The organism is Fibrobacter sp. UWH9 (assembly GCF_900129715.1).
Classification (GTDB): domain Bacteria; phylum Fibrobacterota; class Fibrobacteria; order Fibrobacterales; family Fibrobacteraceae; genus Fibrobacter.
Genome location: NZ_FQWP01000009.1, coordinates 90,050 through 110,404 on the forward strand (window position 1 = coordinate 90,050; position 20,355 = coordinate 110,404).

General features: G+C 45.7%; 15 protein-coding genes. 7 read left to right on the top strand and 8 right to left on the bottom strand.

The window, feature by feature from the left end; genetic code table 11:
• Positions 1–69 precede the first annotated feature (69 nt).
• The 3 genes from nadB (at position 70) to BUB94_RS09445 (ending at position 3,549) form a co-directional block, all read left to right on the top strand.
• On the top strand, positions 70–1,653 hold the full coding sequence (gene nadB, locus BUB94_RS09435; protein WP_073236396.1) for an L-aspartate oxidase: 1,584 nt from the start codon (positions 70–72) through the stop codon (positions 1,651–1,653).
• A 139-nt stretch (positions 1,654–1,792) separates the two neighbouring features.
• Positions 1,793–2,857: a serine/threonine protein kinase gene (locus BUB94_RS09440; RefSeq protein ID WP_073161295.1), complete on the top strand. Its 1,065-nt coding sequence runs from the start codon at positions 1,793–1,795 to the stop codon at positions 2,855–2,857.
• Positions 2,858–2,880: 23 nt separating this feature from the next.
• A complete protein-coding gene (locus BUB94_RS09445; RefSeq protein WP_073236399.1) occupies positions 2,881–3,549 on the top strand; it encodes a CvpA family protein in 669 nt (222 codons plus the stop codon).
• 27 nt (positions 3,550–3,576) lie between these two features.
• Here BUB94_RS09445 and BUB94_RS09450 read toward each other — a convergent pair whose 3' ends face one another.
• Positions 3,577–4,827, bottom strand: coding sequence for an amidohydrolase (locus BUB94_RS09450; protein ID WP_073236403.1), 1,251 nt, complete (start codon positions 4,825–4,827; stop codon positions 3,577–3,579).
• Positions 4,828–4,950: 123 nt separating this feature from the next.
• On the opposite strand from BUB94_RS09450, the gene BUB94_RS09455 reads away from it, so the two are divergent.
• Positions 4,951–5,946, top strand: a complete 996-nt coding sequence (locus BUB94_RS09455) for a GGDEF domain-containing protein (RefSeq protein WP_073161292.1) — start codon at positions 4,951–4,953, stop codon at positions 5,944–5,946.
• A 9-nt stretch (positions 5,947–5,955) separates the two neighbouring features.
• On the opposite strand, the gene BUB94_RS09460 is transcribed toward BUB94_RS09455, so the two are convergent.
• The 5 genes from BUB94_RS09460 to BUB94_RS09480 all read right to left on the bottom strand — a co-directional run bounded on the left by BUB94_RS09460 (position 5,956) and on the right by BUB94_RS09480 (position 12,620).
• A complete protein-coding gene (locus tag BUB94_RS09460; RefSeq protein WP_073236406.1) occupies positions 5,956–7,173 on the bottom strand; it encodes a vWA domain-containing protein in 1,218 nt (405 codons plus the stop codon).
• Between the two features lie 8 nt (positions 7,174–7,181).
• Positions 7,182–8,480 (bottom strand): hypothetical protein, encoded by a 1,299-nt coding sequence (locus BUB94_RS09465; RefSeq protein WP_073236410.1) that lies wholly within the window; start codon positions 8,478–8,480, stop codon positions 7,182–7,184.
• Between the two features lie 126 nt (positions 8,481–8,606).
• Entirely contained in the window at positions 8,607–10,481 is a 1,875-nt protein-coding gene (locus tag BUB94_RS09470; protein ID WP_112132867.1) for a S8 family serine peptidase, read from the bottom strand.
• A gap of 296 nt (positions 10,482–10,777) precedes the next feature.
• Positions 10,778–11,275: a hypothetical protein gene (locus BUB94_RS09475; protein WP_073236415.1), complete on the bottom strand. Its 498-nt coding sequence runs from the start codon at positions 11,273–11,275 to the stop codon at positions 10,778–10,780.
• A 19-nt stretch (positions 11,276–11,294) separates the two neighbouring features.
• Positions 11,295–12,620 carry an AAA family ATPase gene (locus tag BUB94_RS09480; protein ID WP_073236418.1) on the bottom strand — a complete coding sequence of 442 codons (1,326 nt, stop codon included), beginning with the start codon at positions 12,618–12,620 and terminating at the stop codon, positions 11,295–11,297.
• Between the two features lie 136 nt (positions 12,621–12,756).
• On the opposite strand from BUB94_RS09480, the gene BUB94_RS16220 reads away from it, so the two are divergent.
• Complete coding sequence (locus BUB94_RS16220) at positions 12,757–13,224, top strand: ATP-binding protein (RefSeq protein ID WP_217653121.1); 468 nt, start codon at positions 12,757–12,759, stop codon at positions 13,222–13,224.
• 481 nt (positions 13,225–13,705) lie between these two features.
• Here BUB94_RS16220 and BUB94_RS09490 read toward each other — a convergent pair whose 3' ends face one another.
• Together BUB94_RS09490 and BUB94_RS09495 are read right to left on the bottom strand one after the other, a co-directional pair.
• The gene (locus BUB94_RS09490; RefSeq protein ID WP_073161277.1) at positions 13,706–13,924 is read right to left on the bottom strand and encodes a hypothetical protein; all 219 of its coding nucleotides are present in this window, start codon (positions 13,922–13,924) and stop codon (positions 13,706–13,708) included.
• Between the two features lie 275 nt (positions 13,925–14,199).
• Positions 14,200–14,436, bottom strand: coding sequence for a hypothetical protein (locus tag BUB94_RS09495; protein ID WP_139258460.1), 237 nt, complete (start codon positions 14,434–14,436; stop codon positions 14,200–14,202).
• 282 nt (positions 14,437–14,718) lie between these two features.
• On the opposite strand from BUB94_RS09495, the gene BUB94_RS09500 reads away from it, so the two are divergent.
• The gene (locus BUB94_RS09500; RefSeq protein WP_073236424.1) at positions 14,719–17,433 is read left to right on the top strand and encodes a hypothetical protein; all 2,715 of its coding nucleotides are present in this window, start codon (positions 14,719–14,721) and stop codon (positions 17,431–17,433) included.
• Positions 17,434–17,694: 261 nt separating this feature from the next.
• Positions 17,695–19,971 (top strand): hypothetical protein, encoded by a 2,277-nt coding sequence (locus BUB94_RS09505; RefSeq protein ID WP_175549712.1) that lies wholly within the window; start codon positions 17,695–17,697, stop codon positions 19,969–19,971.
• Positions 19,972–20,355 lie beyond the last annotated feature (384 nt).

Sequence of the window (20,355 nt, forward strand, 5' to 3'; positions counted from 1 at the left end):
GCCGAAATACGGCTTTTTTTCTATCTATTACACATCCAAAAGTCAATAGATTCTGAACGGAGTTTGAACATGTACGATATTTTGGTCCTCGGTGCCGGCATTTCCGGATTAAGCGCAGCCCTTCATGCTGCAGAAAAAGGTCTCTCTGTAGTCATCCTCACCAAGGGAGCTAAACCGGACGGTTCATCAAACTACGCTCAGGGCGGTATCGCTACCGTTACCAAGAAGACAGACAAGTTCAAGTTCCATATTGACGATACCCTGGAAGCAGGCGCCGGCCTCTGCAAGAAGGAACCGGTAAACATCCTGACCAAGAGTGGCCCCGCCACCATCCAGCAGCTTGTAAAATGGGGCGTCCAGTTCACCCCCAATCCGGTGAACCGCGAAGAGTTCGACCTCCATCTGGAAGGCGGCCACAGCCATCACCGCATCCTCCACGCCGCAGACCTTACCGGAAAGGAAATCATGCGCGCCCTCCTCTGCGAACTTCACAAGCAGAAGAACATCGATTACCTTGAAAACTGCTACATCAAGGACCTGATCTGCCAGGGCGAAGGCAAGGAAAAGCGCTGCATCGGCGCAAAGATCATTCACCAGAAGACAGGCGAAGTCGAAAACATCTACGCCAAGTCCACAGTCCTTTCTACCGGTGGCGCCGGGCGTATCTGGCAGTACACCGTATGCCCGCCCGACAGCTGCGGCGACGGCATGGCCATTGCAGCCCGTGCAGGTGCAGCACTGCAGGACATCGAATTCATGCAGTTCCACCCCACCAGCCTTTACGCCCCCAGCCTCAAGAAGCCCTTCCTCATTTCCGAAGCGGTCCGCGGCTTTGGCGGCATCCTCAAGAACGACAAGGGCGAAGAATTCATGAACCAGGTGCATCCGCTCCACTCCCTGGCACCCCGCGATATCGTGGCCCGCGCCATCCACAGCGAAATGCAGCGTCTGGGCAAGCCCCACATGTACATCGACCTGACCGGCCACACCCCCAAGGACATCCGCAGCCACTTCCCCAACATCTATGCCAAGTGCATGGAAGTGGGCGTCGACATGACCAAGGAATGGATCCCCGTCGTTCCCGCAGCACACTACATGTGCGGCGGTGTTCTGGTAGACACCTGGTCCCGTACAGAAATCAAAGGTCTCTATGCATGCGGCGAAGTCGCAGCAACAGGCGTTCACGGAGCAAACCGCCTGGCCTCCAACTCCCTCCTCGAAAGCGTCGTCTACGCCGTTCGCGCCATCGACAACATCGTGGAAAGCGGCCTCCTCAATGAAAAGATCTCCACACCTCGTTCCAACAAGAAGGAAAAGGTTTCTTACACCAAGTCCGCTTTCTGGCGCAAGCGCAAGAAGATCCTTCAGGACATGATGTGGACCCACTGCGGTATCGTACGTACCGTGGCCGGCCTGAACCAGGGCCTCAAGGTCATCGAAGGTCTAGAAAAGGAAGTGGACGCCGCAATCAAGAACAAGGAAACCGAAAACTTCTACTTCCTTGAATTCCTGAACGCCCTCCAGGTCTCCAAGATGATCCTGATCGCAGCTCTGCGCCGTAAGGAATCCCGCGGTCTCCATTACATTCTGGATTACCCCAATCCGAATCCCAAGACCAAGCACCAGAGCATTTACCTAAACGACAAGGAGTAAGGGGTTTGAGGGATGAGATATGAGATTTGGGTATAAGCGGGATTAGTCCGTCTAACTAGAAAATATGACGTATTAATCCTGCGAAAAAAATCATAATTCACTCTTCACTGTTCACTATTCACTGTTTTCGGGATTTTAATTGGCTGCAGGCAAGAACGACAAACCTTCTAAGATTGGCGGTTATAGACCGGTACAGGAACTGGGTGCCGGCGCCATGGGCAAACTGTGGCTTTGCCACGACCCTTCCCTAGACCGCATGGTGGTGGTCAAGCAGATGCAAACCACCCAGGAAGACAACCCCGATGCCCTCAAGCGCTTCATGCAAGAGGGTAACATCCTAGCCCACCTGAACCACCCCGCCATTACCAGACCCTACGGCCTCTGGAAAGAAAGCGACGGCAAGCTATCGCTTTCGATGGAATTCGTTCACGGCTACACCCTGCGCAACATCCTGGACAAGTGCAAGCAGCCTCCCCTGTGGGTCGTTATGCTGGTGCTCTACGAAGTGCTGAGCGCCCTGGGCCACGCCCACCGCCAGAACGTAGTCCACCGCGATATCAAGCCCGCCAACATCATGATCGATAACGACGGTCGTGTGCGTCTGCTGGACTTCGGCATCGCCTATACCGACAACAAGCTGGACTTCAACCGATTCTTCAAGGACGAAGAGGAACGCAGCCGCATCACCCAGACCGGCGCGATTCTCGGTACAGTCACCTACATGAGCCCCGAGCAGACTCTTGGCGAAGACGCCTCCCCCGCTTCCGACCTGTTCGCCGTTGGCATCGTGGCCATCGAGATGCTCACCGGCCAGAACATATTCCGCGGGGCGAACTTCAGCGAGACCATCCAGCGCATCCAGAAACTGCGAATCACCCCCAAGGTATTCCCCAAGGAAGTCCCCATGGCCCTTCGCAAGTTCGTGCTGAAGCTGGTAGCCAAGAAGCCCAAGAACCGCCCCCTCACCGCAGCCGATGCCGCCGACCAGCTGGCCGCCATCATGAAGAACTACCCCCGCGACCTCACTCCCTATATGAGCGTCTGGTGTTCCGCCCTCAAGGAATCCAACGGCCCCCTGTCGGAATCCGATTATTCGACCCCGGCACTCTACAAGGATAGCCGCAAGAAAATGTTCCTGCTTGGACTATCAATTGGAGTAGTCATCAGCACCGCTGTGACCGTCCTCATCCATACCGCCCTGTAAAAAATTTTATTTTTAGCCTGAATATGAACACTATCGATATAGTCAGTCTCGTGTTGATGACCATCCTGCTGCTCATTGGCCTCTGGCACGGACTCCTGCGTGGTATTTTCAGACTCCTGGCCTGGATTGCCGCCATTACCGACGCCTACTTCATCAACAAGTTCTTTTCCGATACCGTAGCAGGATTCGGCTTTAGCGATTTTTCCGCTTCGATTATCTGTATTTGCATAGGATTCCTGGTTCCCTTCCTCGCCCTGCTCTTTACTGGCCACATGGTCAACCATTACGTATCCGACACAGTCGTTGGAAAGGTGGACCGCATCCTTGGAGCCTTCTTTGGACTGGTGAAGGGCGCCCTGGTCATGTTCGTCATACTGACAATCCTCCATGTAATGCCCTTCGGGGGCTTTGTGCAGGAGACCCGCGACAATTCCGTTTCTTATGCCGCCTACAAGACCGTACTTGCGACTATGGGATACTCAACGGAGCCTGTAGACCTTGTAGGTGCCGCCGAACGAAAGGCCTCTGAAATCACAGAGAAGATGGCCAACAAGGCCTCCGAAAAAGTAGAAGAGGTGGCCAAGGAAACCGTAGAAAAGGCAACCGACGCCGCCAAGGAAGCAGCCAGGGAAGCCGCCGCCAAGGCCGTAAAGGAAGCCTCCGAAAAAATAGCCCCCACTTCAGAAAAGTAGGAGCCAGATCAAAAACCAGAAACGGTTTTACTGAGCAAGTCGCCGGGCTGTCAGCTCGGCTTCTTTCATTATATCCTCTTCGCCATCCACATGACGGTCCCTCATTACGAACTGGCCGTTACATATAACGTGCTTGATTGCGCTATTGTCTGCGGAATACACCCAGTTGCTAACCAGATTGTGGTTGGGGGTTAGACGTTCATTCCTGAGGTCCACCAAAAGGGCGTCAGCCAAAAGACCTTCAACAATGGCTCCGGCCGGAACGCCATAGGCAATGGCCACATTGGAAGAAGCCATTTTCAGAGCATCGGCGGCAGGCAACTTTTCGGCGCTGCTAGAAACCTTGGTCAAGAGAGAAGTCAGCTTCATCTCTTCGTGCATATCCAGGTTGTTGTTGGAGGAAGCACCGTCGGTCCCGACGCCTACCAGCATGCCGCTTTCCAGCATCTTGTGGATCTTGGGGATGCCACTACATAACTTCAAATTGGAACAGGGATTGACAATGGCCGCAGAACAGGATTCCGCCATGAGCGTCATGTCGTTTCCGCTGAGGTGGACGCAATGGGCCGCCACGAAATTTCCGCCAAGGGCGCCGAACTTGTCCATCAGTTCTACCGGCGTGCAGCCGTACTTCTTTTTGCAGTCCTTGACTTCGGTAGCAGTTTCGGCCAGATGGGTATGAAGAATATACTCCTCCTTGCGGGCCACTTCCACACAACGTTTGAAGGTCTTGTCGCTAACGGTATAGATGGCGTGGGGCATTACCGCCAGAGAAACACGGTCAGACTCCATGCGGTGTTCCTGCAGGAACTTGAAGCTGGCCTCGGTCAGTTCGGGCGTCTGGAGCGCATCGGCCACCGTCACGCCAATGGCCGCGCGAATCCCCATTTCCTTGACCGCCTTGATGGTCTCTTCGCGGTGCCAGTACATGTCGGCAAAGAACACCGTACCCGACTTGATCATCTCGAGAATGGCCAGGCGGGATCCCACCCGGATATCCTTGGGAGTAAGCTTCGCCTCGAAGGGCCAGATGTGCTGAGTCAGCCACTGCTGCAGGGGCATATCGTCGGCATAACCGCGAAGGAGGGTCATGGCCGCATGGGTATGGCCGTTATAGAACGGCGGGAGGATCGCCAGGCCGGAGCAGTCCACGATTTCGGCATTGTTGTAATCGGCTGCGGTCAGCGGGCGTTCCACCTTGGCGAACTTCTTGCCCGAAATAAGGATGTCCCTGACGGAGCCGTTAAAATAGACGGACTTCAATACCATTTTACCCATAAATGCCTCATTTTCGCGAAAAAAAGAACTTTTTTGTTCACAGAATATAGCTCTTTTTCGCCTTTTGCAACAAATTTTTAAGAAGAATCTCAACTTTCACTTAATTTATTGTATAATTAAGGTATGGCTATAAATGATCTAGAAACACTTCCTATTTCCCGTTCCGAATTTCAGCGTCTTGACATCTTCAAGAACGTCACCTTTGAAAGTTTGGCAGGATATTTGTTGAGCTGCCATACAGTAAATGTGGAACCGGGAACCCTTCTTATCGACCCTGAACACCCCAAGCGCCGCTTGCTGGTGTTGTTAGACGGAATGATGGAAGTCAAGATGGAAGTCGAAGGCGGCAACTTCAAGGATGTCATCGAACCGGGCCACTGTGCCGGTGAAATGTCCATCTTCGACAGCGTAAAGCCCAGCGCCTACGTATTCGCCAAGGACCCCTGCCGCATTCTGGTGATCGAACCCGAAGTCGCCCTGGCCATGATCAACGCCTCTCACGACTTGTGCCTGAACTTTTTGCATATGCTGAGCCAGCGCCTGCGCAACAACAACCGCGTGGTGTGCGAAGAAGAATACCACATCCGCTGCATCGAAGAAAACGCAAAGGTGGACTCCCTTACGGGCCTCCACAACCGCCGTTGGCTCGAAGAAATGTACACCCGCGAAATCAACCGCAGCAACGCCGGCAATTTCCGCCTGTCTGCCGTCATGATGGACATCGACCATTTCAAGCGGGTAAACGACACTTACGGCCATCTGGCCGGTGACCAGGTCCTGATCGCCGTGGCCGGAGCCATTACCGACAGCCTGCGCCCCTCCGACATGCCCGTACGCTACGGCGGCGAAGAATTCAGCGTGTTCCTGCCGGGAACCTCCACCGAAAACGCCCGCATAATCGCAGAACGCCTGCGCAAGGCCGTCGAAAAGCTGCGCATTCCCCTGCCCGACGGCCAGGTGATTCCCGTAACCATCAGCCTGGGCTTTACGGAACGCCAGGATGGCGACACAGTCCGCTCCATTATCGAACGTGCCGACCAGGCCCTTTATAACGCCAAGCAGAACGGCCGCAACAGAGCCTGCCTGAACCTTGGCGAAGGCGGCATGCTGCTGCTCTAGCCTCTACAACTAACGATCCATTTTTATGACGGTGCCAGGTTTATTATCTGTATCACCGTCTTTTGTTATGACCCAGACAACATCCATTCCCTTGGCCAGGTCAGGGTCTACCTTTTCGGCAACACCATCAGTCAGAATGACCACCTGCGAAAAGTGCCTCTCCTGGGCATGCTCGAAAATAGGTGTAAAGCTAGTCCCACCGCGCCCCTTGAACTCAATCTGGGCAATAGAGCGGCGGTTGAACAGTACCGTTTCATCGGGATCCTGAACCGCGATGTCAAAACTCCAGAGGTATACGCCGGTATAGTTGGCAATACGCTCGATTTCCACAATGAATCGCGACAAGTCCTGGGTGCCCACGCTGCCCGAGGTATCGGCATACACCGCCACCGGTTCGACGCACTTCGTGGTATACCCCAGAAAGGGTTTGCCGTAATGTTTATTCCAGCGCCTGCGGGACTGTTCCTTCTGGTAACTCAGGAAGGGCCCCAGCTTGAGCCTCAGAATATCACCCCAGTTCAAGGGCTGCTCCTGGGCCTTCATCACCATCTCGATACCAGTGCCATCGAGATGCCCCCAGCCGTGGTTTCGCCCGATGTTCTCCACCACGTTGCGCACATAGTCGTCGATATAGGCATCTTCCTCAAAACCTTCCCCATGCCGGTTGTCCAAGCGCCACCTTGTGATTTCGCCCAGGGGGCAATTCTCGTCGATTTCGCCATCCCCACCCACAAACTGGACGGTAACATCGGGGAAATCCTGATCTAGCAGAGTCAAGTACTGCTCGAAACTCAGGCAGTTCTTATAGCCAAACATCATGGGCAAAAGGCTCATGACATCGCCCTTTCTGCAGTTGCCCACATCCTCCTTGAAACGGGGAATCTTGATACCCGTCTCTTCATAAATCAGGCTGTTAATGGCCAGATCCATGGCCACGTTCTCTTTGTAGGCACGGCGACGGTCACTGGAACTGCGGTGGGTGCAGTGGTGCAGCAGCACATGCATCATCTCGTGGATCAAGACATAGGTGCGCTCCCCCTCTTCCAGCGAAACAAAGAACTGGGGATTGTACCGAAGGCTTATGCGGCCATTCTTGACGCACACCCCCATGGTTTCTACAGAATCCGTAGCCACCGTATTCATACCCACCAGCAAGTTGAAGCTGAACGGGCTGTACACAAGGAGACGGCATATGGTCCCCTGAAAACTCTTTTCAAAATCCGTCACGACACCCCCTAAGCCGCAATAATGATATCGTCTCGATCCAGGTCAGACACCGAAATATTGTTCATCTTGGTAAAGTTCAAGACCCAGGCGTCATAGGCAGAAGCTCCGCCGTTCTTGCCCTCCTTATTCATCAGGGCGGCGTTGTAAATCTTGTAGCGCTTGGGAGTCTTGCGCCAGGCCAGGAACTGGTCCTTCTTCTCCTTCATCCAGCCCTTTACAAAGGCTACAATGGCCTCGTTGGGGCAGCATTCCAGGAACGCCAGGATGTTTTTCTCGTGCTTTTCGTTAAGTCTGGTAGACTTTACCAGTTCCAGCAAGGAATGGCAGGTCGGAACAGCCAACTTGATGTTATTCTTGAAGGCCTCCCTGACAACCTTAACCATGACCTTGTCCATGGACTGCAGGATCTTCTTGACGTCAATCTCGTGAACGCGATCCACCTCGCAGAATTCCGCAAACTTCATGGCATAGCTGAAACCCACATAGGCCGACGCAATCTCCGTCAAGAAGTTGACGTTACCCGTGGTAATGTCATCGTTATTATTGCTGAAATTCATCAGACATTCCCCCAGGTGGGTCCAGTCGCGGGGCGAAGGCCCCTTCTTACCCTGAATGGCAAGCTCCTCGATGGTCTTGGTGGGGAGAACGATGAACTCCGGATACTTTCTCAAGAAATCGGGAACGGCCTCGTGAATCTGGCCGGCCTCCACGCGGCGGCTGAAATCCTCGAGGTACTCCTTGTCGGTGGGCGCGAAAGTGAAGTTCTTGATTCGGCTTTCCTGGGCCGGGTCGCGACGGGTGCCGTTATAAATCGTGGCGTTGTCGTTGTCGGCACAAACCACGTAAGTGTTCTCCTTGAGATCCACCCCGAACAGGCGGTGTTCCAGGAGCAGTTCCATAATACCGTCCTGGATAACCGCATTGCCGCGCTTACATTCGTCCAGGAACAGAATATAAATATCGTCGTATTGGGTCAGACGGCTGTAATGCATGCCGTTTTCTTCGTACAGCTGGGCCATCTTGTCGTCGTAGGCCTTGCAAGTGGGAATCCAGCTGGGCGGGCAGCTATAAGTTCGACCGCCGAATTCCTGGAAGTTACCGATCAGGTCGGCCGGATCCATAATAGACACGCAGCGGCTAATCACATGCACCCGATCCAGGGGCAAGCCGTGCTTCTTGGCGATAATCTTGCGGACAGTGTTGTGAACGTAGCTGGTCTTGCCGATACCATGGTTACCCATGAGCCCCAGAGTGTGAGACGGCAGAAGACCATTTTCAATGAAACGATTAATCGAATTGATATCCATATTTTTACACCTCACCTATATTATCGTTTGATCGCCTCAAATTGTATAATCAAAAAAAAAAATGACCCGCCATCTAATGGCAGGTCAAGTTTTTATTCGTCAGAACCTTACGAAACGGAACCGCATCTATTCCTTATACTCAAGGAAGTTGAAGCCAAGCTTAATCTTGTGATGACGGGGATGACCTTCACCATTGATATCTTCGTAAAGAAGAATCTTGACCTTGACGGTCTGTTCCTGGGTAGCCGTGTAGCTCAACAGTTCATAAGGAGTTGCGCCGTTATTGGAGGCACTGGCAAGAGTCTTGCCCGAGTTGTCAACCAGGAACAGGTCGAAGTCCTGGGGAACGCGGTTATACGTTGCAATATCGTCACCAGAAGAGAGCCAAGAAATGGCGGCACGATACTTATATCCCGGCTTTACAGTAAAGGGGATGAACAGTTCGTACTGATTCTTGCCGCTAACCTTTGTGAACATCCTATTGATATCGCCATACCAGTAGTTAGACTTATTGATGTAATGTTCATAACCAGGTTCGTTAATGTATTCAGAACCCATGAGAGCCGGATAGTAAGGAATGCCAACGGCACCGCTCTTGTTTTCATCGTTGATTTTCAGGATGCTGGAAGTCAGGAGTCGAGCCTTGGCCATTTCGGGATGGTAACGCATGAAAGGCTGTCTCCTAATGAGATTGGCCATCATGTTGGCGGTATAAGCCGTAGCACCCATAGTTCCATCCATAACCTCGTACTTGGTGTAGACGGAATCACCCTTGGAGTAGGTCTTGACATCGGTCTTGCGCTTGGACTTATCGAAGAAGCTAAAGTCCGTGTAGTTCGCAATTTCGGGCTTCTGGCCCCTTACGGTCTTGCCAGCGTTGGTGTACGGGGCGTTGGCCCAGGCCGAGAAGAAACCCATGGTATTCTTGGTATCTACAGAACCGACGGTGATTGCGTTGGCGGCATAAGCCTTGGCATTCATCAGGCCCTTTCTATTGTTCTTGTAGTTACCGGCACCCACGATTTCAAGCATGTGGTTTTCGTAGATGTAATTATCCAGCTCCCTGGTCTCTTCGGTATACTTATCGGTGGGAGTATCTTCGGCAGCATGAACACCCATGTAAATCTGGGGGTCACGGCTAGACGGATTTTCGGGATACGGGCTCTTTTCGCACTTGGAGTTGTGAATAAAAGTGTAAGCACCCTTATTCTGACCCGGCATAGCGTAATTCAGGAGAGTGGCGTTGTATTCGTCATTCGGGGTGGGTACATGAGCCTGGCAAGTGATATTATCCAAAACACTGCCTTCCAGCAAGAAGAACTTCGAGGGAGTCTGATCCTTCAACCAGGCCGGGTAAGCCTTGGTATCTACATAGATGCCGACATAATCGTCACTAAAGTTATAATAGTTGTATTTCAGATTCTCGTAAGGGAAGGCCTTTCCGCTCTGGCTGTACGGCACTTCATCGAAGTTCTTGAACTGCAAGTAAACATAGTCATTGTAGGAAGAAGAAATCCCCACAATCGTAAGCTTGTCGGAATTGGTCTTGGAGAAACTGACATCGTAGCCCGTAGCCGTCTTTGCACCATTAACCGTATAGGGGGTAGTGGAGAAATTGTATATGACGGGAGTTTGATCGTACTGGCTCCACCCGAAATAATACCTGGCGTTAGGAGTATGATAAAGGGAGTAGCAATTGGTATTGTAGTAGGTCTGGTACGTGATGAAATTCTTCGTAGGGAGACCATCAGATCCACGATCATGATTGTAAATACCTTCATCGAATTCGGCTCGGTACGCAGCCTTAACAGCTACAGATGCGGCCTGCAGGTTGTCGCCACCAAGGCCATTTTTCTTGATAGCCATGTGGTCAGCATCCTTATAGACCATGGGTGAATTCATCTTGCTAGCCTTACGGCCAAGAAGGTCATAATTAGTCGCTGCACCTGCAGTTACGCAGGCAAGCGCCGTCGTCATGACGCACAGTGTCTTTTTTTTCATCTTTTCCTCTTCATTTTCCCTACGCAACAGTTTTACGACCGTTAATACGATCGTTGGCGAAATATAAAATAGTTTGTCATAAATTTCGGTAAAATTTTGTACGAGCAAAAAATCTGCAATACAGATGCAGTTAATTTGTCATACATGTACAGCAAAATGCTTGTAAATCAATTTTAATACAGGAGCAAACGATAAAACAAAAGCTGATGGTTTTGAAACCACCAGCTGTAATTTTATCCGTAAACTACCCCTGATAAAAAATCTGATGTTAAAAAAAACTATTTTTGCGAAAAAACTCAGGCTGTGAAAAATTTTTCATGCATTTCTTGCAACGTCGTAACTTTGTATTTAATTTTTCCGCCAGTTAATTGTTTACACAAAGTATTTAACAATCTTTGTTTACCGCTATCAACGAGAACATAAACAAAGTCATGAAATATTGCGCCAGTAAAGTGTTGCTTTGTTTTTACGGTTTTTTCTTTTATATCTGAAGCAAGATTTTCGCAGCTACCTTTTGTGTCGCATCTAAACTTCATCTCGGCGATAACAACCTTAAAATTTCGGCCATAATCAATAGCAAATAAGGAATCCCCAGATTTTGTTCGCATTCCTAATTCAGGATGTTCGCTTGCATATTGATCCCCAGAAACACATTCAGTCTTTTCGAAATTAGGACATTGCTTAAGATCATTTGCACCGCCTTCTTTTTTTATCAGCGATGGATAATCCTCAGTTACCGTTTTGAAGTTTGCTGCAAACTGACGAGTCTTCGCTAAATTGTAAATATACGGCATCCACTAACCCCAATACAGACTACAAGTCTGCAATTTCCTGATTTTCTTCGGAATATCCATCCATTATTCTAAAAGACTTATTGAACTTTTCAAAAATAGGTTCAATATCATCATTCAAATTTTTAAAACTATACAACAATCTTTTGTCATCTTCCAAATCAGCCAAATAGTATCGTGTTTTTTGTTTCAGTTCCTTTTCTGCAATGAATTTAAGAGAACTAACCATATCCGTACTATGGCTAGAAATAAGGAACGTGCATTGAGTTTCTTTTCTCAACATCACTAAAAACTTTGCAAAATGAACTATCCATTGAGGATGCAGATGCGCTTCTGGCTCATCTAGAATCAAAAGGGTATTTTGATTAATCAGACCCTTTCTATATAAAGACTGCATTATAACAAATGATTTTAAACCTGTTGCGCCCCGTTTCAACACATCAAAAACAGGGCCTTCGTCTGAGGTTTTATAGATTAGCGAGGATTTATCTTCGTTCCAGTCAAAGTTTCCATTTAAAAGACCTCCCGTCTCGTTGGGGTAGAAATTAAAAGGTTCGTCAAATTTTCGATTTCCCCAAAAAACTTTATTCAAATCGGTCCAATGTTTCTTTGTATCGTCAAGGACAAACGCATTTGCATCCATGAGACTCATCGGAGTATCTACATAAAAAATATTCTTTATTGAATCAGGATAAAGAACAACATTTCGATTACCATCAACAACCGGAACATCATTTTCAAAAACATTAAATAGTGATGGATTTAACTTTTGACCAAATAGTTCATTCCACTGTTGCTGGAAAACAGTCATTTTACGATCTAACTTTAGAAAATCAGAATTCTTCTGAATTTCAATGTATTTAATCTTGAAATCCGACAATAATTCTTCTGCAGACAAATCCTCATGATACGGTCTTTTTAAAACACTGCACAAGATGTTACAAAAAGAGTCGTAATACCTTTTTTTGGCTGAAGACAAAGGCCTTTGAACTTCATAGCAGAGTTGAATCAAGCTATCAAGAAATTCGAGATATTTTTCGTTATTTTGGTCACGAAAATAAAGACCGCTATGGACAATCTGTAGTTTAGATACATCAGATCGTTTAGCAAAACCGGACATATTGGTCATAGCAGAACGTAAAGATTGTTTCATTTCAAAAAGCAATCTTTTAGTTGTATTCGCAACCAAATCATCATAGTTTATTGCTGCAGAAAGCAACTCGTACGTGGATCTTGCTAGTGTGCTTTTTCCACAGCCATTTACACCGGAAATGACAGTAATTCCGTCAAGAATAATATCAGCTTTTTTTATGGCAAAAAAATCACGTGCTTTAATTGCAATACCCATTTTGCAAACTCTCTTTTTTATCTCCATATATAGCTTTTTTGGAGGAGATTCCGTCAGCTGGTCCTACAATAAAATACATAGAAAAGAGATACAAAAAATATTTTTTTCGAAAACTTTTCTTTTTGCAAACAACTGTTTGCGTAATTTCACAATTAATCAACAATTCGCATATCTCGCATGTGCCTTCGGGATGGAGGCTTGCAAGCGGTTCTACTCCGTAAAGTTCACGAGGTTGCCCGACCTTCTGATAGACCTGTCGACCGCGGAGGATCGGCGTACGCTTGAAAACGCCCTGCAGAAATACACCAAGCCCACGCTCCTGATCATCGATGAATGGCTTCTGTTCAAGTTGCGGGAAAATGAGGCGAGGTTGCTCCTGGAGGTAATCCACAAGAGACGCAGGAAGTCTTCGACCATATTCTGTTCGCAGTTCGAGGAGAAAGACTGGTATGACCAGATATGCGAAGGTGAAAGTACGCTTGCGGATGCCATAATGGACCGGATATCCTTCGACTCCTACAAGATAAACATCGAGTACGTCGACAAGTTCGTTGACAAATCCATGCGAGAAGTGTATGGGTTGAACCCATCTGAAGCACAATAACCCTAAAACAGGTGGCTCAGTCAGACCGGCCGGACTAGTGGTTCTCACTTCTCCGGACTGGCGGCTCCGCCGCTCCGGAATAATCACTTTTCGGCATAGGCAACCAAAGCACGGTGATCGTATCGGCAAGGAGGAGCAACCTTGTAAGGGTCAACACCTCCGTTAGCTTCTTCGCTATAAAAAAACTCGCCGAACAAGATCGGTGTTTCTCGTATTTCACGAGCCACTTTCATTTAATGTCCATCAAATCAAAGTACATCAACCGGGTATGCGGATTACATTCATCTACGTGATTCAAGAAATCAAACCCATTCTTTTGGTAGAATGGAATCGCAGCCAAATACGCATCTACAGTAAGGAATCTACAATGATTTAGCAAATGGAGCCGACTGATTTAAAATGAAGTCATTCAAATCAGCATCGCCACAATCAAATGCTTTAACAGTTTTCGAAGATTTAAGTTTTAGAAATTTAGGGACAATCACACCTGTCTGAAACAAGGATCAACACCTCCATTTGCTTCTTCGCGCGCGCGTTTTTCACGCATTCCCTCCTCATACGCTTTACACATGATTTCGTAATTCCGTAAGCGTCTAGCGCGAGCTTCTGGAGACTCGGTGCGTTTTTCCTGCATACGGGCTAAGAAACGGCGAGCATCCTCACCGAACAAGATCGGGGTTTCTCGTATTTCACGAGCCATAATTACCTCTTTTTCTAAAAGCAAATCTAGAATCACTAACCCTGCCGCGTCAAGGGATACAAATTAGGGTTGATCATTTTGCAAACAACTGTTTGCATGAGTGTCGCGACCCCGCGTCATCCTGAGCAAAGCGAAGGATCCATTCAAAAGAATAATGAAAGCGTTATAAAAAAAGCCCGGAAGAACCTGGCTTAAAACTGATGTTGGAACGTGTTATTTTTCAAAAAAACTTGACTCTACCTCAACGAAAACATTGGTACCCACAAAGAGTTTCATTATGCCCCATACCTTTCGTCAAGATATTCGCATTTTTCTCTGCGGCAATCAACTTGAGTATCAGCCTTTATGCACCCAGTAAACTTTTCAAACAGTTTCACGGCAGCTTCGTCATCCATGGATTTTCTAGATGATACGCGTAAAGAGTCCAGGATTATGGAAATTATCTGAAGCTTATCATCTTCGCAGAGGTTTTCCACCTCCGAAATAAAATGCTGAATCTGTGTCTTTGACATAATAGCCGTTTCCCTACTCAACGTCAATATACATTCATTTTGCATCTTTTGGCACATCATACCACAAACGTCATCCACCTGCACCCCACCACGTCATCCTGAGCAAAGCGAAGGATTCAACCTTCCCACCACAATTTTGTAAATAAAAAGCCTTTTGTCTTGAAAAAAAAAGGACGACACCACGACTAAATAAAACAAATTTTACTTCAAATATCTTACACAAAACAAAAATCTTTCATACAAAATTATATTTAGCGCGTAAAAACAAAAAAAGGGGCGATTATGTCAAATACTAAACATAACGGGACAATCAAGTACTACTACAAAGCAGAATCAAATATATACGTGGAAAATAGAGACGAAAGTAAGGATTCCGTCTTTAGCACGATTTACGAGTCGTTTTTCCAGGAACTGCAAGACTACATCGCCATAACAAATAATTCTGGGAACAATTTTGGTCAAAAGCCCAAAAACAACATTTTTGCATTCATAGGCGAAAGAGGTGCAGGTAAAACATCCTGTATGTACTCAATCACTCATATGCTTAATAAAAATGAAAATGATCTCATCTACGAAAACGAGGTTTTTGCCAAACAAAAATTCGCGGTTCTTCCATCAATAGACCCATCCTTTTTTGACAAGAACACAAACATTCTAGATGTATTTTTGGGCCAAATATTTTCAGATTTCAAAAAAGATGTCGAAAGCGGTAACGAAAATAAAACAACGCTGTCCCAAAAGCAGGATATTCTAGAAAAATTTGAAATTGTAAAAAATACGATTTCTTACATGAACCAAAGAAAGTATTCCGACGGGAATTGCCTTTCAGAAAGCGACAACGTTGAAAAACTGATAGATCTTAGCGCATCGGTCAATTTAGAAAGCTCAATCAACAAATTGATAAGCGCCTACCTAAACATCAAACAGAAAAACATTCTTGTACTCCCTATCGACGACATAGATCTTCATTCTTCATGTGGCTACGAAATGGTTGAACAGATCCGCAAATATCTAAACCATAGTAATGTCGTTATATTGATGGCTTTAAAAATCACTCAATTAGATAAAGTGGTTGAAAAGGAATTCTACAAAGAATACAAACTACTCCTCGAATCAAACAACATGAGCAGTGACACTATTGCCGACATGGCAAACAAATACCTTATCAAGCTCATACCCGAAAATCACAGATTCGAACTTCCCTCCTTCGAGAATTTATTCGATAACGTTTTAGATGTATATTTACCATATTCTAAACAAATCCCAGAAAGCAAAAGTTTCTTAGGTTCCAATTGGATAAAAGACGAAAAAAACTCTGGATATCACGCAAGATACGCTGTCACAAAGCTCATTTTTAACAAGACCCGTTATCTATTTTACCATACAAAGGGAACAACAAGCCTTATTGTACCCAGAACCCTTCGTGAATTCAACCAACTTCTGTCATTGCTCATACAAATGAAGGATAAGGAAGAATCCAAAGACAACATCGTAGAATTCAAGGAAAACCAGCAACGTTTTTCTCATTACTTCACAACATCCTGGGCAAGAAGTACACTCACCGTTACCGACAGCAATTTCATTACAAACTTATTCAACATAGCAGACATCGCAACAATCAACAAAACGGTGGTCAGACATCTTCACAATAAATACCTAGAGGATGGTAGGGGCAATCCTAAGGGTTCAACGAAGACAATAGATTTTATTTGCAATGAATTCAACACATCCTACAATATTTCTCTTGGCGACATAAACAAAGTCATACAGTATATAAAGCAGAAGATTGTATTCCAGCAAGACAAGGCCTTTTTATTCGCCATAGAAACATTCTACTCTATGCGACTATATGATTTATACGACCTAAAAACAGAACAGGATCTAAAAACAACAACACCCCAAATTGAAGAAAATATTCGGCAAAATTCATTACTGAACAATATTTCAGATTACGACATCTTGTCTGCTGGAGACTATTTCGACACCTTTGATTACCAGCTTCTCCCCCAAACAAAGGGAAGCTATAAGCTAAGACGAGACTGGCGAGTCATTTCATTGAAAACAATTCAAAACGAATTCAAGACTATAGAAGACAAAATAGAATCTGAATCAATCAATAATAACGATTCAATAAAAGAACTTCGCCTAATTGAGTTTTTCGCATTGATGATTTCTAGACGTTTCTACAAAAAATATCAAAACGACAACGAATATCGTAAGGTTCAAGAAATCATATGGCAAACCTCAACTAGCAACGTTGACTACGTTTGTTTTGATGTATTAGCCTTCTTTTTTAACCTGAATCATATCGAAGAGTGCTACAAGCGAATTGACGAAAATTTATATACAATCGCAACAAAAAAAGAATGCGATTCCCTATACAACAGAATTAAGAAAACTTGTATAGAAAAAAGGACAAACGGAATAGAATCCTTTGTTTCAATCCGGAATATGGAAGTATTAAATGACTTTCTGAATTCCATTGCCTACACCCCCGAAAGTAAATACCAGGGCTCTGATCGAGAAGTCATAATTAAATTCTTTAACAATGTCAATCAATACAACATTCGCAATTATCTTGAAACAAACAATGGAGATTGGCACGCTATCGAATACAACTTCGTCAAAGAATTCCAAAATGTACTAAACGAAGCCGACAACAAAACTTTCGACAAGCTTTTCGCCATACAATATTCAAAGGCTAGCTATAACGAATATAGCCTTGATGACGACGATAAAAAAATCATTTACCCCCCGTCATATGAAGTATCCGAAGACATTTTTAAAGAATTCAGCTTAGCAAAAAATTACCATACAGAAGAAATTAGAGCCACATTCCGTGAAGTCTTGAAGTCTAAGGAATTCTATAATCAAAAAATGTCACAATGGATAACAAGAAATATTCCTGCAAGAGAAAATCCATGGCGCAACTCCGAAATCCAAAATCTTGTAGATAAATTCATTGCATTCTACAAAAAAAATTATTTGGATCTCTAAATGACCAATATAGACGCAGTCCTCCAAACATATTTCGTTGATCTTGACATCAATTCCGTAGTTGAATCAGAATCAAAAATTGATAAACATAATTCAATCAGGCCTTTCTATAAAGGTCTCGAAGAAAGCTGTTTTCAAGACAATTTTTTGAAGCACAATTCCATGTACGGGACCGACGTCATATCGGCGGTTCACACCATGGCCAAGGACTATTGGTTAAAATCTAACGAGTCCAACAACGTCCATATTTTTAACATTCCTTTGGTCGCTGCCGAAAACTTTTTGCTTTGGCAAAAAGATGAACCTGTTTGCAAATACAATGATTATCTAAGTTGGAACGATATATCATCTATCGTCGGCGAAGATTTATTCACAACAGCATTTTTAGCAAACAAAGCTGCACGGCACAACCAAAAGATTGATTCATTTGCATGGAAGCCTCACATTACTTCAGACAATACAGAACTGTCTACAGTATTAAACCAAGGGCTCAGCGAACTGCACTTTCACCTGTACGGTTCATCCCTATGCTTCTATTTAAATTGGTTGGCGTTAATGAACGCCACTGCCGAAGAAGCGAAAATCCGTCAGTCTCTTTTTGACATATCAAACGAAATGTATGGTATTGTAGAAAAAGCCCGTGCTTCTCGACTCTACCTTTTCAAAGTTATTCAAAATCAAGATACAGACAAAGATCGAAGAAAATTATATCAAATTTTAAAAAGCGACAAAGCATCCATCAACATGTCATCTAGGGAACTTTGTGCTGGGATTAGTGCAGCAAAGTTCGATGCGTTTAACTATAAAGGCGAGTACGTTGATTACGCCTTGCGCAATCCAATCACATCGCAAGACATCAAAAGATATTACAACGTGCCCTTAATCGGAGAACGAAAGCTCTTGTTTGAACTTTTCAAGAGGATTTATAGTGAGTCCGAAAGCGCGTCAAAAATCTTTTTACCTTTCCATGTTTACCTATTAGCAAAAAATAAGTTCAGCCGATTCCTTCTGCAAAACGACGGCATAAAGGGATTTTCACATTTTTCTGAAATTGAACGCAGAAAATTCACTTTCATCCCAGAAAGATCCATTTACGAAAAGCTGTTTACCTTCATGGCAATCCACTGTACAGCCTGTAATCAGCCAATAACAAATTTAGAAATGAGGATTTCTCCTAAAAATTGTCATCAAAACCAAGCCCAGGCTATCAAGGAATTCGGAGAAATCATTAATAGCGAGGTATTCCGTTTAAACCAGCCAAACCTTCTTGAAAGCAAAGTCAAGGCAGGCTACATTCTTCACTTTATCAAACGGCCAGACAATAAAACAACCAAATCAAGTTCCAAAGACTGCACCATTTATTGTCGAAACCAGAATCTTAGAGAAAAAATAGCCAAGCAGGCAACATCCTTAGCCTGGTTGATCAGGACAAATAACAGATCAGTTAAGGGGGGCATCTCTGCCGAAAAATATCCAATCATTGGAATCGATGCCGCTAGTTCCGAATTTGGCTGCCGCCCCGAAGTATTCGCCCCCATATTTAGATGGCTAAAGCAGATTCCTCGCCGAACAACTTTAGACTACCTATACCCAAAAAGGGATCTGCAACTAGGGCGCACTTTTCATGTAGGAGAAGACTACTACTCTATTGTTGACGGTCTTCGAGCAATTGATGAATGCATAACCTTCTTGAATTTCGGTAATGGAGACCGTTTAGGTCATGCGGTAGCTTTAGGAATAACACCTTATGGCTATTATAAAACGCGAAACTTTAGAATCGTGATTCCCAGGCAAGACTTACTCGACAATGCTGTATGGCTAATCAAAAAAATGGATCACTATTCTATTCCCGACAAAGGAGGGATTAAATTACGGCTCAAAAACATTTTCAGGGAACAATACCTGGCCATATATAATAAAAAAATCAGCGATTCTATCGACGACTACTATGACGCATGGTTGCTGCGAGGAGACAAGCCCTCCCCAAACATGACATCTAATGAATATATCTGGAAAAAACACATTAGAAATAACGCTGATCCAGCTACAAACATTGCAAGGCAAAATGAAGCGGCCCTAGAAATCTATTGGAAATATCACTATGACCCCCAAGTCCGAAATAAAGGCAATCAAATTACGGAACAAGCTCTCGAAAATAGTGATATAGACATTATTGCTAGCATTCAAGAAAAAATGCGAGAAGAAATCGCAAAAAAGAAAATCGCAATAGAAACAAACCCGACATCGAATCTGAGAATCACAGATCTCGATCGATATTCAAAACACCCTGTACTAAGATTCTACAACAGGGATCTTGTTCCAAATTCAACATCATACCAAATAAACGTATCTATAAACACTGATGACCAGGGGGTATTCGCCACTTCACTAGAAAAGGAATACACCCTGCTTGCCTGCGCTCTTGAAAAGAAACGTAATGAAGATGGCCTACCAACCTATTCCGCCAAGGACATCTACAAATGGCTTGACAACATTAGAAAATGTGCTGAAATGAATTCATTCATTGACAATAGCTAAACGTGGATGCGCCCCCCCCCACGTCCCCCTGAGCTAAGTGAATATACCGGAGCAAAGTACACCGTGAAACCGGAGTAATGGAAACCGGCATACCGGGTAGGTGATGTCGGTACTCCAGACCTGGTTTGCATGCATGGGTTGCCTTAACGCCCCGCAGCAGATAGGGGTATTTCTTATGCTGAATATCGGGTACGGTAAGGTGCGGCTCCTGGTAGATCGCATGGATTCCCGTCGTACGCATTCCTCCAACGCGGCCTTTATCTTGCGCTGTCCAGACGAGGGATCGTCCGTGTAGATTTCATCCATGTACGTCATGATGTCTAGTTTTCTCCCGGAGACTCGTGGGACGTAGCTTGCAGTGCTACGGCCGATTCCAAACAATTC